The sequence below is a fragment of the Pseudomonas lopnurensis genome, from assembly GCF_015070855.1.
GTDB lineage: Bacteria > Pseudomonadota > Gammaproteobacteria > Pseudomonadales > Pseudomonadaceae > Stutzerimonas > Stutzerimonas lopnurensis.
The window spans coordinates 99,734-111,980 of the sequence record NZ_JADDIX010000007.1; the positions used below are offsets into that span (position 1 = coordinate 99,734).

The following is a 12,247-nucleotide window of genomic DNA, read 5'->3' on the forward strand; positions in this document are numbered from 1 at the left end:
CAAGCCTCAAGCCTCAAGCCTCAAGCCTCAAGCCTCAAGCCTCAAGCCTCAAGAGCATGCAGTCCCGCAGGGTCAGCCCAGCGCCGTATCCAGAAACATCATCACCGCAAAGCCCCCCATCAAGCCGAGGGTGGCCGGGGTCTGATGGCCGTTGCGATGGGTTTCGGGGATGACTTCATGTGAGACCACGAAGATCATCGCGCCCGCCGCCAGACCGAGACTGACCGGATAGGCGACGGCGAACCCGCTGGACATTCCGATGCCCACCAGCGCACCGATCGGCTCCATGAGCCCGGACGCCGCGGCTATCAGTGCCGAGGCCAGCGCCGACAGGCCGGTGGTCCGCAGCGCCAGCGCCACCGCCAGCCCTTCCGGAATATCCTGGATGGAAATGGCGGTGGTCAGCGGCAAGCCGACGCTCATGTCGCCATTGGCGAAACTCACGCCGATTGCCATGCCCTCCGGGATGTTGTGCAAGGCGATTGCCAGCACGAACAGCCACACCCGGTTGAGCCGTTCGCACTCCGGACCACAGGGCCCGGTGCTCGCATGTTCGTGTGGGGTGAAGTAATCCAGGCCGAGCATCAGCAGCACGCCGATCCCGAGCCCGACCACCACGGTCAATGCCGCCGCCGGACCGTTGCCGAAGATCTCGCGACCGGCTTCCAGCCCGGGCAGGATCAGCGAGAACGCACTGGCAGCCAGCATCATGCCGGCGGCGAAGCCGAGCATGCTGTCCTGGGTACGCGTGGATATATTGCGCAGGCCGATGGCCAGGAAGGCGCCCACGGCCGTGGCAGCGAAACCGGCAGTGCCGCCCAGCATGGCATACCGGACATTGCCTGCCTGGCTGCCCTGAAAGGCATTGACGCTGCCGACTATGAGCAGAAAGAAAACGGCCAGCGCCGTTCCGGCCAGACCCAGGGTGATTCCGGGATGGGCTTGAGCCTGGGCGACCCAGGCGGAACGCAAGGTGGCGGCGGGGCTATGAACGGTAGTGGTCATGGTCGCGGATCCGGAAAGCGGTACGCCATTGTACTCCGCCGCCGACCGTACCCAAGCCTATGGCTGCGATAGGCATGGCCCATGGTCGTTGCGTTCACTGATTGCCCGGTCCCGGCAACCTGTCGCGCTTCAAGCTTTCCAAACCGGCCCTCGGCACAAATAACAATAAATTCTAAGCATATAACCATCATCAGGATTAATATCGTCCTACGTATACCCCCAGAGGTATAAAACATTAACCGTTATCGAAGGAATAACCCATGAATACCCAGGTTGAAGCCTTCTTCGATCCCGCGACCTTCACCTACAGCTATGTCGTGAGCGATCCCGAAACGCGCCAGTGCGCGCTGATCGACTCGGTGCTGGACTACGATCCCGCGTCCGGGCGCACATCCCAGGCGACCGCGAAACGCCTGATCGACCATGTGCGCCAGCATGGGCTCCAGGTGCAGTGGCTGCTGGAAACCCACGTACATGCCGATCATCTGAGCGCCGCGCCGTACCTGAAGCAACACGTGGGCGGCCAGTTGGCCATCGGTGACCAGGTCACCGTGGTACAGGACACTTTCGGCAAACTGTTCAATGCCGGCGCCGGCTTCGCCACCGATGGGCGCCAGTTCGATCGCCTGTTCCGCGACGGCGATACCTTTCAGATCGGCAATGTCCAGGCTCGCGCCATCCATACCCCGGGCCATACGCCGGCCTGCATGACCTATGTGATCGGCGATGCCGCCTTCGTCGGCGACACCCTGTTCATGCCCGATTACGGCACCGCCCGTTGCGACTTCCCCGGCGGCGACGCGCGCACGCTGTACCGGTCGATCCAGAAACTGTTCGCGCTGCCGGGCCAGACGCGCGTGTTCATGTGCCACGACTACCAGGCGCCGGGGCGCGAGCAATTCCTCTACGAAACCACCATCGCCGCCGAACGCGAACACAACGTGCACGTGCACGACGGCATCGACGAAGGGCAATTCGTCGCCATGCGCACCGCCCGCGACGCCACCCTGGCGATGCCCACGCTGATCCTGCCCTCGGTACAGGTCAACATGCGCGGCGGCGAACTGCCCGAGCCCGAGAGCAACGGCACGCGCTATCTGAAGATTCCTCTGGACGTGCTGTAACGCCTGCATGGAGGGCACCCCATTGCGAGCGATGAAACCACGGGTCGCGGATCCGACCGAGGCGCCGAACGCCTGCGACTTCGGCCGGAAAAAGCAGTGATGAAACAGAGATTTGCGCGTTACCTGCCCTGCCTGACATGGGCCAGCCGGTACGATCGCGGCGCCGCAGTCAAGGACAGCTTGGCGGCGCTGATCGTGACGCTGATGCTGATCCCGCAGAGCCTGGCCTATGCCATGCTCGCGGGCTTGCCGCCGGTGACCGGCCTGTATGCCAGTATCCTGCCGCTGGTCGCCTATACCCTCTTCGGTACCAGCCGCACGCTGGCGGTCGGCCCGGTGGCGGTGGTTTCGCTGATGACTGCCGCCGCGCTAGGCCCGCTGTTCGCCACTGGCAGCGCCGAATATGCCGGGGCAGCGTTGCTTCTGGCCCTGCTCTCGGGCGTCGTGCTGCTGTCGATGGCGCTGCTGCGCCTGGGCGTTCTCGCCAATTTTCTCAGCCATCCCGTGATTTCCGGTTTCGTCAGCGCCTCAGGCATGCTCATCGCCCTCGGCCAACTCGAGCACATCCTCGGTATCGCGGTGGAAGGCGAGAACGCGCTGGAACTGCTGCCGGGTCTGATCGTCGGCCTGCCACATACGCACCCACCGACCTTGGCGATCGGAGCATCCAGCCTGCTGTTGCTGTTCCTGGTACGCAGCCGACTCGGCAACTGGCTGGAGCGGCGCGGCGTCAGTACCCGAGCCGCCAGCAATCTGACCAGGATCGGCCCGGTCATCGCCCTGTTGCTGGCGACCGCCGTGGTCGGCGGCCTGCAACTGGCCGATAATGGCGTGCGGGTAGTTGGCGAAGTGCCCAGGGGGCTCCCTTCATTCCAGTTGCCGGTGCTGGACCCGGCACTGCTGCTGCAACTGCTGCCGGCTGCCGTGCTGATCAGCCTGGTCGGCTTCGTCGAGTCGGTCTCGGTGGCGCAGACGCTGGCGGCCAAGCGGCGCCAGCGCATCGAACCGAACCGGGAACTGGTGGCCCTGGGCAGCGCGAACGTCGCCGCAGCCCTGACTGGCGGCCTGCCGGTGACCGGCGGCTTCTCCCGCTCGATCGTCAACTTCGATGCCGGCGCGCAGACGCCGCTGGCCGGAGCGCTGACGGCGATGGGGATCGCCATCACCGTGCTGTTCTTCACCCCGCTGTTCCGCAACCTGCCGCATGCGGTGCTGGCGGCGACGATCATCGTCGCCGTACTCAGCCTGGTAGACCTGGCCGCGCTCAGGCGGACCTGGCGCTACTCCCGCCAGGATGCCGCGGCAATGGCCGCGACCATGCTGGGCGTGCTACTGGTTGGCGTGGAAAGCGGGATTCTCCTCGGCGTCGGCCTGTCGCTGCTGCTGTTTCTCTGGCGCACCAGCCTGCCGCATATCGCGGTGGTCGGCCAACTGCCCGGCAGCGAGCACTTTCGCAATATCGAACGCTTCAGCGTCGTGCAGAGCCCCAAGGTGCTGTCGATACGCGTCGATGAAAGCCTGTATTTCCCCAATGCGCGCTATCTCGAGGATCGCGTCGCCGAGTTGGTTGGCCAACGCCCGCAAGCCGAACATCTGGTACTGATGTGCCCGGGCGTCAACCTGATCGATGCCAGCGCGCTGGAAAGTCTCGAGGCCATCGCCACACGCCTGCACGCCGCCGGCGTCCAGTTGCACCTGTCCGAGGTGAAAGGCCCGGTGATGGATCGGCTGCGTCGCGCCGAGTTTCTCAATCATTTTGGCGGGCAGGTGTTCCTCAGCCAGTACCAAGCGCTGCTCGCCTTGGATCCGCAAACCACCCGCCACGCCCTGGAGCGCCAGCGCGCCCCGGGCTGAGCGATTTCTGACCACACTCCACAGGAGAACCACAAGGATGAAAACCGCCCACGACCTCGTCGAACAGGCCAGATCGCATATCCAGGAGGTATCGCTCGCCGATGCCGAGGCAGCGATCCAGGCGGCGGACCTGCTGATCGATGTACGCGAAGCCGATGAATATCATCAGGGACATATCGCCAGCGCGCTGAACATTCCGCGAGGCCTGCTCGAATTCAAGCTCAGCAGCACACCCGAACTTGGCGCACGTGACCTGAATATCCTGCTCTATTGCAAGACCAGCGGCCGTGCGGCCCTGGCCGCCGCGTCGCTGCAGGAGATGGGTTATCTGCGGGTGAAATCCATCGCCGGAGGATTCGACGCCTGGCACGAAGCCGGACTGCCGATAGTCAAACCGAGCCTGCCGAGCTTCGAGTAGGCCGGCCCACTGCGCCGGAGACGAGGCAGGCTGTCCCTGGCAACGGGACAGCCTGCCATGACGAGCATCGGGCGTGGCTGGCATCGCTGTCCGCCATCTCCCATGCGATACATCGATTTAGCTCAGAACGCGATGACCTTGCGCTCCTCTTCCAGCAGAGCGCGCCCCATCTCGTCGGGCTTGGCGGGAAGAATCTCCTCCTTCAGATCCGCCGGGACCTTTCCGGTGTTGGGCAGATAGAGCGCGCAGACCGAGGCGCTGGCACCCTTTGCGATCGCCGCATCCAGCAATTGCGCCGGTGTGACCCCCTGGGGCTTCAACGCTTCGCCAGTGGCATTCTTCAAGGCCAGGTCGCCGGCCTTGTCGCATAGCAAAATATCCACCTGACCGCCTTGGGCCTGCATCTGGTTGGCCAGCACCATCGCCATGCCCTGGGTCATGGGACTATCCGAACTGAGCACCACGGTGACCGGAATCCTGTCGGCCAGTGCAAGCGCAGGCCCCACGGCCAGTACGACGGCAGCGAGCATCTTCTTCATGACGAACCTCCATTTCGTGGGCAACGGATCAGCCCTTGGCCTTGCAGGTCCTGATCCCGAGCAGGGTGTAGGCCGGGCAGAAGCGGAAAATACCCGTGGCCAGTGGCAGCAGACCGATCCAGCCCCAGACGCCGATCACCCCACCCAGGCTCAGGCCGATCAGCGCCAGGCCGACGATGATCCGCAGCGTACGATCGATGGTTCCAACATTGGCTTTCATAATGACCTCCCCGGTCAGCAAGCGCGCCGGCGTTCCAGCGCGGAGAACAGCAACATCCCGCCGAGCATGGCGAGCATGAAGAGCACGATCTGCCAGTGGCCACCGAGCAGCATCGCGATCGCGGGGCCCGGGCAGATGCCGGCGACGCCCCAACCGATACCGAACAGCAGGCTGCCAGCGATCAGCCGCCCGTCGAGTTCACGCTTCTGCGGCAGTTGCATCGGTGCATCCAGCAGGGCACGACCGCGGCGCTTGGCCCAGGCGAACGGCAGCAACGCGATGCCGATCGCGCCGGCCATCACCAGTGCCAGCGACGGGTCCCAGGCGCCCGCGAGGTCGAGAAAGCCGATCACCTTGGCCGGGTTGGCCATGCCCGAGAGCAACAATCCCAGCCCGAACAGCAGTCCGGCGACAAACGAAGCCAGCTTGCGCATGGTCAGCCTCCCAGGAGATGGCGCAGGACGAATACCGTGGCGAAGCCGGCCGTCATGAATGTCAGCGTCGCGACGATGGAGCGCGGCGACAACCGCGAAATGCCGCATACCCCATGGCCACTGGTGCAACCGCCGCCGTAGCGAGTGCCGATGCCGACCAGCAACCCGGCGATCAGCAACCCGGGCCAGCCGACCTGAAATTCCGGGTTCGGCAAATTGCCGAACAGCATCCACGGCAGGGGCGCCAGGAGTACGCCGAGAATGAACAGGAACTTCTCGCCTCGCCCTTCCGCGCCCCGCTCCAGCAGACTCGCGAGCAGGCCGCTGATCCCGGCGATACGGCCATTGAGGACGACGAACAAGCTCGCGGCCGCACCGATCAGCACACCGCCGGCCAGGGCCGTCCAGGGCGTGAAATTGCCCCAGTCGATAGTCATTGCCGTTCCCTCTCGCAAAACAGCTGGTACAGCGTGGTGATCACGGCCAGAGCCTCCGGGCTGCTGATCCGGTAGTAGACCTGCTTGCCGTCGCGGCGGGTTTCCACAAGCCCCTCACGCCGCAGCACCGCGAGTTGCTGCGACAGCGTGGGCTGCTGGATGCCCAGCAATGTCTCGAGCTCGCTGACGTTGCGTTCGCCCTGGGACAGCTGGCAGAGCAGCAACAGACGATCGGGATTGGCCAGCGCCTTGAGCAGCGCCCCGGCCGAAGCGGCATTGGCGCGCAGTTGCTGGATATCCAGTTCGGGGGAATTCGGATTCATGGCGGCACGAATAGTTAAGACAAAAACAATATATTTATTTGTATATTGTTATGCAAGCCGCCCACCGAAAGAAAGTGGTCATCGGCCTCCCGCGCCGTTAGCATGCCCCTGCCCGTATATCGAGCAGACGCGCCTCCCGCCACACCGGCCGGGATTATCGCCGCCCATTTCTATGAGACCGAGGTACCTGCATGGACAACCAGGCCACTCCTGTCGCAACCGCAGAGTTGCAACATCAGCAGCAGGCCATGCTGAAACGGCTGGCCAGGGTCGAGGGCCAAGTGCGCGGCATCCAGGCCATGATCAAGCGCGGCGACGATTGCGAAGCCATCGCCCAGCAGTTCTCCGCAGCCCGGAGCGCGCTGGACAAGGCCTATCGACTGATGCTGACCTGCCTGCTGGAAGAAGCCCTGAACGATCACGAACAGGATACCGGCGAGGCGCTGGAGCGGGTCCGTGCCATCTTCACGAAGTACACCTGAAGCGTTTCGGCGCACCGCCCCCCCGCTCTGGCGCGATCTGACCGCCAGCCGTCAGCGAATGAACAGTTGCTGGATCAGTCGCTGGATCGCCGTGCCATAGGGTGGGTAGATCAGCCGCGCGGCGTTGAAGCGCGACTTGATCAGCACGCCCTTGGCCTTGCTGAAGGTGAGGAAGCCCTCATGGCCATGGTAGTGGCCCATCCCCGAGGCGCCGATACCGCCGAACGGCATGTCGTCCTGGGCCACGTGCAGTAGCGTGTCGTTCAGGCACACGCCGCCCGAATGGGTCTCGTGCAGCACGCGCCGCTGCTCGCCCTTGTCGTAGCCGAAATAATACAGCGCCAGCGGGCGCGGACGGTCGTTGACGTAGGCCAGGGCATCGTCCAGGCGCCGGTAGGGCACCACCGGCAGCAACGGGCCGAAGATCTCCTCCTGCATCAGCTTCATCTCGTCGGCGACGTTCAGCACCAGGCTGTGGGCCAGGCGTCGCCCCTGGTCGGCGGGAAACAGCGGGATCAACTGCGCCCCCTTGCCCTCGGCGTCGGCGATGTAGCCCCTGAGGCGGCTCAACTGGCGCTCGTTGATGATGGCGGTGTAATCCGGGTTGCCTTCCAGCCTGGGGTAGAAGCGCTGTACGGCGGCACGGTAGGCGGCGACGAAGCCCTCGACCCGGTCCTGCGGCACCAGCACGTAGTCCGGCGCCACGCAGGTCTGCCCGGCATTCAGGGTCTTGCCGAAGGCGATGCGCTCGGCGGCGTCCGCCAGCGGCACATCCGCCGAGACGATGGCCGGCGACTTGCCCCCCAGTTCCAGGGTCACCGGCACCAGGTTGTCGGCGGCGGCGTGCATCACCTCCTTGCCGATGCGGGTGGCGCCGGTGAACAGCAGATGGTCGAAGGGCAGGCGCGAGAAGGCCTGGCCGACCTCGGCCTCGCCCAGCACCACGGCTACCAGGTCGTCGGGAAAGATCCTGGCCAACAGGTCCTTGACCAGCTGCGAGGTGGCCGGGGTCGACTCGCTCATCTTGATCATCACCCGGTTGCCGGCGGCCAGTGCGCCGATCAGCGGGCCGAAGGCCAGGTACAGCGGGTAATTCCACGGCACGATGATGCCGACCACGCCGAGCGGCTGGTACAGCACGCGCGCCGAAGCCGGCTGGAAGGCCAGGCCGACACGGCGGCGCGACGGCTTCATCCACTTGCCCAGACGCTTGCCGGCATAGTCGATGCCGTGCAGGCTGGGCATGATCTCGGCCAGCAGGGTCTCGCTCCGGGCGCGGTTGCCGAAGTCGCTGGAAACCGCCTCGGCCAGCGTCTGCTTCTCGTCGAGAATCACCTGGCGCAACGCCTTGAGCCAGGCGCGGCGCTGGTCGGCGGATGGCATGGGACTGGCGCGATAGGCGGCACGCTGGGCAGCCAGCAGCGGTTGCAATGCGTCGATCTGTTGCTGGCTTTGCTGGAGACAGGCGGCGTCGGCGACCATGGCGGGCATTCTCTCGGCAGCGGCGGATAGGCAGGAAGAGTTCTAGAGTAATTACTCTAAAATGTCAAACGAGGTGCGCATCGGTCGTCAGGTCGGGCGCTTCCCTGTACTTTCGTTCCTTTCCCGTGTGGTGAGCCGAACCATGGCCCCGAAGAACAAGACCCGCGAACGCATCGTCGAAGCCAGCCTGGACCTGTTCAATATCCAGGGCGAGCGCAACGTGACCACCAATCACATCGCCGCCCACCTGGGCATTTCGCCGGGCAACCTGTACTACCACTTCCGCAACAAGCAGGCGATCATCGCCGAGCTGTTCACCCAGTACGAAGATCGTGTCGCTGCCTTCCTGCGCCTGCCGGAGGGACGCGCCTTGACGCTGGCGGACAAGACCTTCTATCTGGAGGCGTTGCTGGCGGCCATGTGGCACTACCGCTTCCTGCACCGCGACCTGGAACATCTGCTGGAACGCGACAGCGAGCTGGCCGAGCGCTACCGGACCTTCGCCCAGCGCTGTCTGCGGGCCGCAGAGGATATCTACCGCGGCTTCGTCGCCGCCGGCATCCTGGCCATGGACGATCGCCAGATCGAGGCGCTGGTGCTCAACAGCTGGATCATCCTCACCTCCTGGGTGCGTTTTCTCTGCTCCGTTCGCAGCACCCCAGGCGACATCAGCGAGGAGCTGATGCGTCGCGGCGTGTACCAGATCCTGGCGCTGGAGAGCGGCTACGTCACCGACGAGGCGCGCAACGCCGTGCAGGACCTGCTGCAGCGCCTGTATGTGCCAATGGCTGCCGTATAGCGGGCCGGTGGAACATCTTCCGATCCCCGGCACGAGGCACTCGCACCTTCCGTGGGAGGCCCGCCCTCGGGACGATTCAGGCCGCAGGCCTGCCAGCAAAACCCAAAGGCGGTACGGGTGTGGACCACGCTCGGAGGGTTGTAACCCGCCCCGGCTTTCCTGGCCGAGCGAAAAGCATCGCGGGCAAGCCCGCTCCTACAAAAGCCTATTGGCTCCCCCATAAGCCTTGGGTCTGTTGAGATTGCACCCTGTGAAACCAGGCCGAGACTCGTTCCCACACAAAAGCACACGCCAGCGCCCCCCCGTGCAGGAGCCAGCTTGCCGGCGATGGTGACCCACCGGGCGTCCCGGTCGCGAGCAAGCTCGCTCCTGCGGGGATGTGCCGGCTGCCGCTAATTTCCGCCCCGCTCCCGCCGCCATTGGGCCGGGGTGCATCCCGTCCAGCGTTTGAAGGCACGCCAGAAGGTGCTCGGTTCCGCGAAACCCAGGGATTGGCCGATGTCGGCCAGCGAACGTTCGCCGTGGGCCAACGCATGCAGGGCGGCTTCCTTTCGGACCTCGTCCACGAGCCTCGAGAAATCCGACTGCTGGGCCTGCAGCCGCCGCGCCAGGGTCCGCGAAGTCAGGCCGAAGGCCTGCGCGGCCTGGACCCGACTGGGCACCTGGCCATGCATCCGCGAAGCTATCCAGCGGCGTAGATCCTGCACCAGGGTGTCGGCAGGAGAAAGCGCCGCCAGACGCGCAGCCGCATGCTGCTGATGCACCCTGGCCAGTTGCGCGTCGGCCTGTGGCAGGGGCGTATCCAGGATCGTATTGTCCAGCAGCAGGCCACTGAAGGCCTGCTCGAACTCGACCGGACAGGCGAAGGCCGCCTGGTAGCCCTCGAAAGGCCCCTGCGCCGGCTGGTTGAACTGCACCTTCAGCGGCTGCACGACCGTTCCCGTGAGCCAGTGCGCGATCGCCACCACCGCCGCCAGCACCGCTTCGATCTGGTGCGGGCTGAAGGGCAGCTCCCCTTGCCGGGGATGGTAGACCAGCCAACTCGCGTCGCTTCCGGTGATCATCTGCAGGCGCCCGCCGTCGCTGACCAGGCGCTGATATTTCACAACCACCGCGATGGACTCGCGCAGCGTCGGAGCCGACTGCAGCATGAAGCCCACCAGGTTCAATCCGGCCGGCACCGCCAGTCTGCCGACCTTCAGGCCGAAACCCGGGTCCGCGGTGAGCCGCGTGGCGGCCCACCACAGCCGGGTGACATGATCGATCGGCCAGCGGTCCCGCTGCAAATCGGCCTCGGCCATGCCCGCGGCCGTCAACAGGGTGGTGGTATCGACACCCGAGCGCTGGGCCGCCAGCACGACGGTATTCACCCAGCTCATGGAAACGCTGGCCTGCAACGTCAATTTCTGTGGCCTCTCGGGTCAATCATGGCGCGATGGTATGCGGCTATGGTTCAGCTCTACAACAAGAAAACGGGCACTCATGGTGAAAGGAGAATCCCGATTGACAGCCATGCAGCAATCCGACGTACTGGTGGTGGGGGGCGGCCTGGCCGGTCTCGTCACCGCCCTCGAAGCCCTGCGCGCGGGCAAGCGCGTGACCCTGGTCGACCGCGACACGCCCGAACGCCTGGGAGGCCTGGTCTTGTGGGCGTTCGGCGGCATGACCCTGGTCGGCACGCCGCTGCAGGCGCGGCTGAAGATTCCCGACACGCCGGAAATGGCGCTGCGCGATTGGCTGCGCTTCGGCGAGCTGGCGCCGGATGACGAGCATGCACGGCAATGGGCTCGCTACTATGCCGAGCGCAGCCGCGCCGAGGTCCATGACTGGCTGCTGGAGCTGGGCGTGAAGTTCATGCCGGCGGTGAACTGGGTGGAGCGCGGTCGTTACGGCGAGGGCAACAGCTTGCCGCGCTATCACATCGTCTGGGGCACCGGTCGGGAACTCGTACGACGCCTGATCGCCGCCCTGCATGCCGCCGACAGCGGCGGGCGCCTGCAACTGCTGCACCGGCACCGCATCACCGAACTCGATCACCAGGCCGGACGGGTCAGCGGCGCCACGGCGGTCTGCGAGCGGAGCGGTGCGCAGGTGCGCCTACGGGCGCCGGTGGTGGTGCTGGCCATGGGCGGCATCAACGGCGCGCACGAGCAGGTACGCGCCAACTGGCCCAGGGACCGGCCGATGCCGTCCGGCATGCTCAATGGCGCGCACCCCTTCGCCGATGGCCGGCTTCATCGATGGGTGGCCAGCGAGCTGGGCGGGCAGATCAGCCATGCCGGCGAGATGTGGAACTACGCCGCCGGCTTCCCCCACCCCTATCCGCACTTCGCCGGACACGGGCTTTCCACCATTCCCTGCAAATCCGCGCTCTGGCTCGATCACAGCGGCCGGCGCATCGGCCCCGAGCCGCTGGTCACCGGCTTCGATACCCACTGGCTGTGCCAGCGGGTGGCGGAGCAGGAAAAACCCTGGACCTGGCACCTGCTCAACTGGCGGATCGCGGCCAAGGAATTCGCCCTTTCCGGAGCCGAACACAACCTGCGCATTCGCGACATGCAGTTTGCCGGCTTCCTCAAGGAAACCCTGCTCGGCAATCACCGCCTGGTGCGCCAGATGCAGCGGGAAAGCCCGCATTTCCTGGTGGACGAGACCCTCGCCGGGCTGGCGGCGAAGATGAACGCCCTGACCTGCTCGCTGGACATCGATCCCGCCGTGCTGCAGGCCACCGCGGACGCCTTCGACGCCAATTTCGTCCGCGGCGCGCGGCTGCACAACGACGAGCAGCTTCGCCGCATCCTGCACGCACGGCAATGGGGGCCGGACCGCCTGCGCACGTGCAAGCCGGCGCCCCTGCAGATGCGCGGCGCCGGGCCGTTCATCGCCATCCAGGTCCAGCTGATCACCCGCAAGAGCCTGGGCGGGCTGCGAACCGACCTGCACAGCCGGGTCCTGGATGCCGCCGGCCAACCCGTGGACGGGCTCTACTGCGTGGGCGAGGCCGCCGGCTTCGGCGGCGGCGGCGCCAGCGGCAGGCGCTCGCTGGAAGGCACCTTCCTGCCCGGCTGCATACTGACCGCGCGCGCAGCCGCCCGCTCCATCGACATCGGCTGACCAAACAAGACCAACA

14 protein-coding genes are annotated in these 12,247 nt (G+C 65.6%); 6 read left to right on the forward strand and 8 right to left on the reverse strand.

The features are described from left to right. Positions 1-72: 72 nt before the first annotated feature. Positions 73-1,005 (reverse strand): ZIP family metal transporter, encoded by a 933-nt coding sequence (locus tag IN820_RS00875; protein ID WP_193679158.1) that lies wholly within the window; start codon positions 1,003-1,005, stop codon positions 73-75. Positions 1,006-1,265: 260 nt separating this feature from the next. Between IN820_RS00875 and IN820_RS00880 the strand changes: the two genes are divergently transcribed. From IN820_RS00880 to IN820_RS00890, 3 genes are all read left to right on the forward strand, one after another. Next, positions 1,266-2,129, forward strand: coding sequence for an MBL fold metallo-hydrolase (locus tag IN820_RS00880; RefSeq protein ID WP_193679159.1), 864 nt, complete (start codon positions 1,266-1,268; stop codon positions 2,127-2,129). Positions 2,130-2,228: 99 nt separating this feature from the next. Beyond that, positions 2,229-3,983, forward strand: coding sequence for a SulP family inorganic anion transporter (locus tag IN820_RS00885; protein WP_193679160.1), 1,755 nt, complete (start codon positions 2,229-2,231; stop codon positions 3,981-3,983). Positions 3,984-4,020: 37 nt separating this feature from the next. After that, positions 4,021-4,401, forward strand: coding sequence for a rhodanese-like domain-containing protein (locus IN820_RS00890; protein ID WP_193679161.1), 381 nt, complete (start codon positions 4,021-4,023; stop codon positions 4,399-4,401). A 122-nt stretch (positions 4,402-4,523) separates the two neighbouring features. On the opposite strand, the gene IN820_RS00895 is transcribed toward IN820_RS00890, so the two are convergent. The 5 genes from IN820_RS00895 to IN820_RS00915 are packed head-to-tail and all read right to left on the reverse strand — an operon-like array spanning position 4,524 to position 6,354. Next, positions 4,524-4,940: a hypothetical protein gene (locus IN820_RS00895; RefSeq protein WP_193679162.1), complete on the reverse strand. Its 417-nt coding sequence runs from the start codon at positions 4,938-4,940 to the stop codon at positions 4,524-4,526. Between the two features lie 28 nt (positions 4,941-4,968). Next, entirely contained in the window at positions 4,969-5,160 is a 192-nt protein-coding gene (locus IN820_RS00900) for a YgaP family membrane protein (RefSeq protein ID WP_193679163.1), read from the reverse strand. Between the two features lie 14 nt (positions 5,161-5,174). Further along, on the reverse strand, positions 5,175-5,594 hold the full coding sequence (locus tag IN820_RS00905) for a YeeE/YedE family protein (RefSeq protein WP_193679164.1): 420 nt from the start codon (positions 5,592-5,594) through the stop codon (positions 5,175-5,177). 2 nt (positions 5,595-5,596) lie between these two features. Then, the gene (locus tag IN820_RS00910; RefSeq protein WP_193679165.1) at positions 5,597-6,031 is read right to left on the reverse strand and encodes a YeeE/YedE family protein; all 435 of its coding nucleotides are present in this window, start codon (positions 6,029-6,031) and stop codon (positions 5,597-5,599) included. Continuing rightward, entirely contained in the window at positions 6,028-6,354 is a 327-nt protein-coding gene (locus IN820_RS00915; protein ID WP_193679166.1) for an ArsR/SmtB family transcription factor, read from the reverse strand. Before IN820_RS00915 ends, IN820_RS00910 begins: the two co-directional genes overlap by 4 nt. A gap of 191 nt (positions 6,355-6,545) precedes the next feature. Here IN820_RS00915 and IN820_RS00920 point away from each other — a divergent pair, with 191 nt between their 5' ends. Further along, positions 6,546-6,836 carry a metal-sensing transcriptional repressor gene (locus IN820_RS00920; protein ID WP_193679167.1) on the forward strand — a complete coding sequence of 97 codons (291 nt, stop codon included), beginning with the start codon at positions 6,546-6,548 and terminating at the stop codon, positions 6,834-6,836. 51 nt (positions 6,837-6,887) lie between these two features. On the opposite strand, the gene IN820_RS00925 is transcribed toward IN820_RS00920, so the two are convergent. Further along, positions 6,888-8,318 (reverse strand): coniferyl aldehyde dehydrogenase, encoded by a 1,431-nt coding sequence (locus tag IN820_RS00925; protein ID WP_193679168.1) that lies wholly within the window; start codon positions 8,316-8,318, stop codon positions 6,888-6,890. Positions 8,319-8,460: 142 nt separating this feature from the next. Between IN820_RS00925 and IN820_RS00930 the strand changes: the two genes are divergently transcribed. After that, on the forward strand, positions 8,461-9,117 hold the full coding sequence (locus tag IN820_RS00930) for a TetR/AcrR family transcriptional regulator (protein ID WP_193679169.1): 657 nt from the start codon (positions 8,461-8,463) through the stop codon (positions 9,115-9,117). 392 nt (positions 9,118-9,509) lie between these two features. On the opposite strand, the gene IN820_RS00935 is transcribed toward IN820_RS00930, so the two are convergent. After that, positions 9,510-10,496 (reverse strand): AraC family transcriptional regulator, encoded by a 987-nt coding sequence (locus IN820_RS00935; RefSeq protein ID WP_235989036.1) that lies wholly within the window; start codon positions 10,494-10,496, stop codon positions 9,510-9,512. A 133-nt stretch (positions 10,497-10,629) separates the two neighbouring features. Between IN820_RS00935 and IN820_RS00940 the strand changes: the two genes are divergently transcribed. Further along, the gene (locus tag IN820_RS00940) at positions 10,630-12,231 is read left to right on the forward strand and encodes an FAD-dependent oxidoreductase (protein ID WP_193679171.1); all 1,602 of its coding nucleotides are present in this window, start codon (positions 10,630-10,632) and stop codon (positions 12,229-12,231) included. Positions 12,232-12,247: the final 16 nt, after the last annotated feature.

Bases quoted from the DNA above. Each gene is read 5' to 3' on its own strand.
- IN820_RS00875 (WP_193679158.1), bottom strand. From the start codon at position 1,005: ATGACCACTACCGTTCATAGCCCCGCCGCCACCTTGCGTTCCGCCTGG.
- IN820_RS00880 (WP_193679159.1), top strand. From the start codon at position 1,266: ATGAATACCCAGGTTGAAGCCTTCTTCGATCCCGCGACCTTCACCTAC.
- IN820_RS00885 (WP_193679160.1), top strand. From the start codon at position 2,229: ATGAAACAGAGATTTGCGCGTTACCTGCCCTGCCTGACATGGGCCAGC.
- IN820_RS00890 (WP_193679161.1), top strand. From the start codon at position 4,021: ATGAAAACCGCCCACGACCTCGTCGAACAGGCCAGATCGCATATCCAG.
- IN820_RS00895 (WP_193679162.1), bottom strand. From the start codon at position 4,940: ATGAAGAAGATGCTCGCTGCCGTCGTACTGGCCGTGGGGCCTGCGCTT.
- IN820_RS00900 (WP_193679163.1), bottom strand. From the start codon at position 5,160: ATGAAAGCCAATGTTGGAACCATCGATCGTACGCTGCGGATCATCGTC.
- IN820_RS00905 (WP_193679164.1), bottom strand. From the start codon at position 5,594: ATGCGCAAGCTGGCTTCGTTTGTCGCCGGACTGCTGTTCGGGCTGGGA.
- IN820_RS00910 (WP_193679165.1), bottom strand. From the start codon at position 6,031: ATGACTATCGACTGGGGCAATTTCACGCCCTGGACGGCCCTGGCCGGC.
- IN820_RS00915 (WP_193679166.1), bottom strand. From the start codon at position 6,354: ATGAATCCGAATTCCCCCGAACTGGATATCCAGCAACTGCGCGCCAAT.
- IN820_RS00920 (WP_193679167.1), top strand. From the start codon at position 6,546: ATGGACAACCAGGCCACTCCTGTCGCAACCGCAGAGTTGCAACATCAG.
- IN820_RS00925 (WP_193679168.1), bottom strand. From the start codon at position 8,318: ATGGTCGCCGACGCCGCCTGTCTCCAGCAAAGCCAGCAACAGATCGAC.
- IN820_RS00930 (WP_193679169.1), top strand. From the start codon at position 8,461: ATGGCCCCGAAGAACAAGACCCGCGAACGCATCGTCGAAGCCAGCCTG.
- IN820_RS00935 (WP_235989036.1), bottom strand. From the start codon at position 10,496: ATGAGCTGGGTGAATACCGTCGTGCTGGCGGCCCAGCGCTCGGGTGTC.
- IN820_RS00940 (WP_193679171.1), top strand. From the start codon at position 10,630: ATGCAGCAATCCGACGTACTGGTGGTGGGGGGCGGCCTGGCCGGTCTC.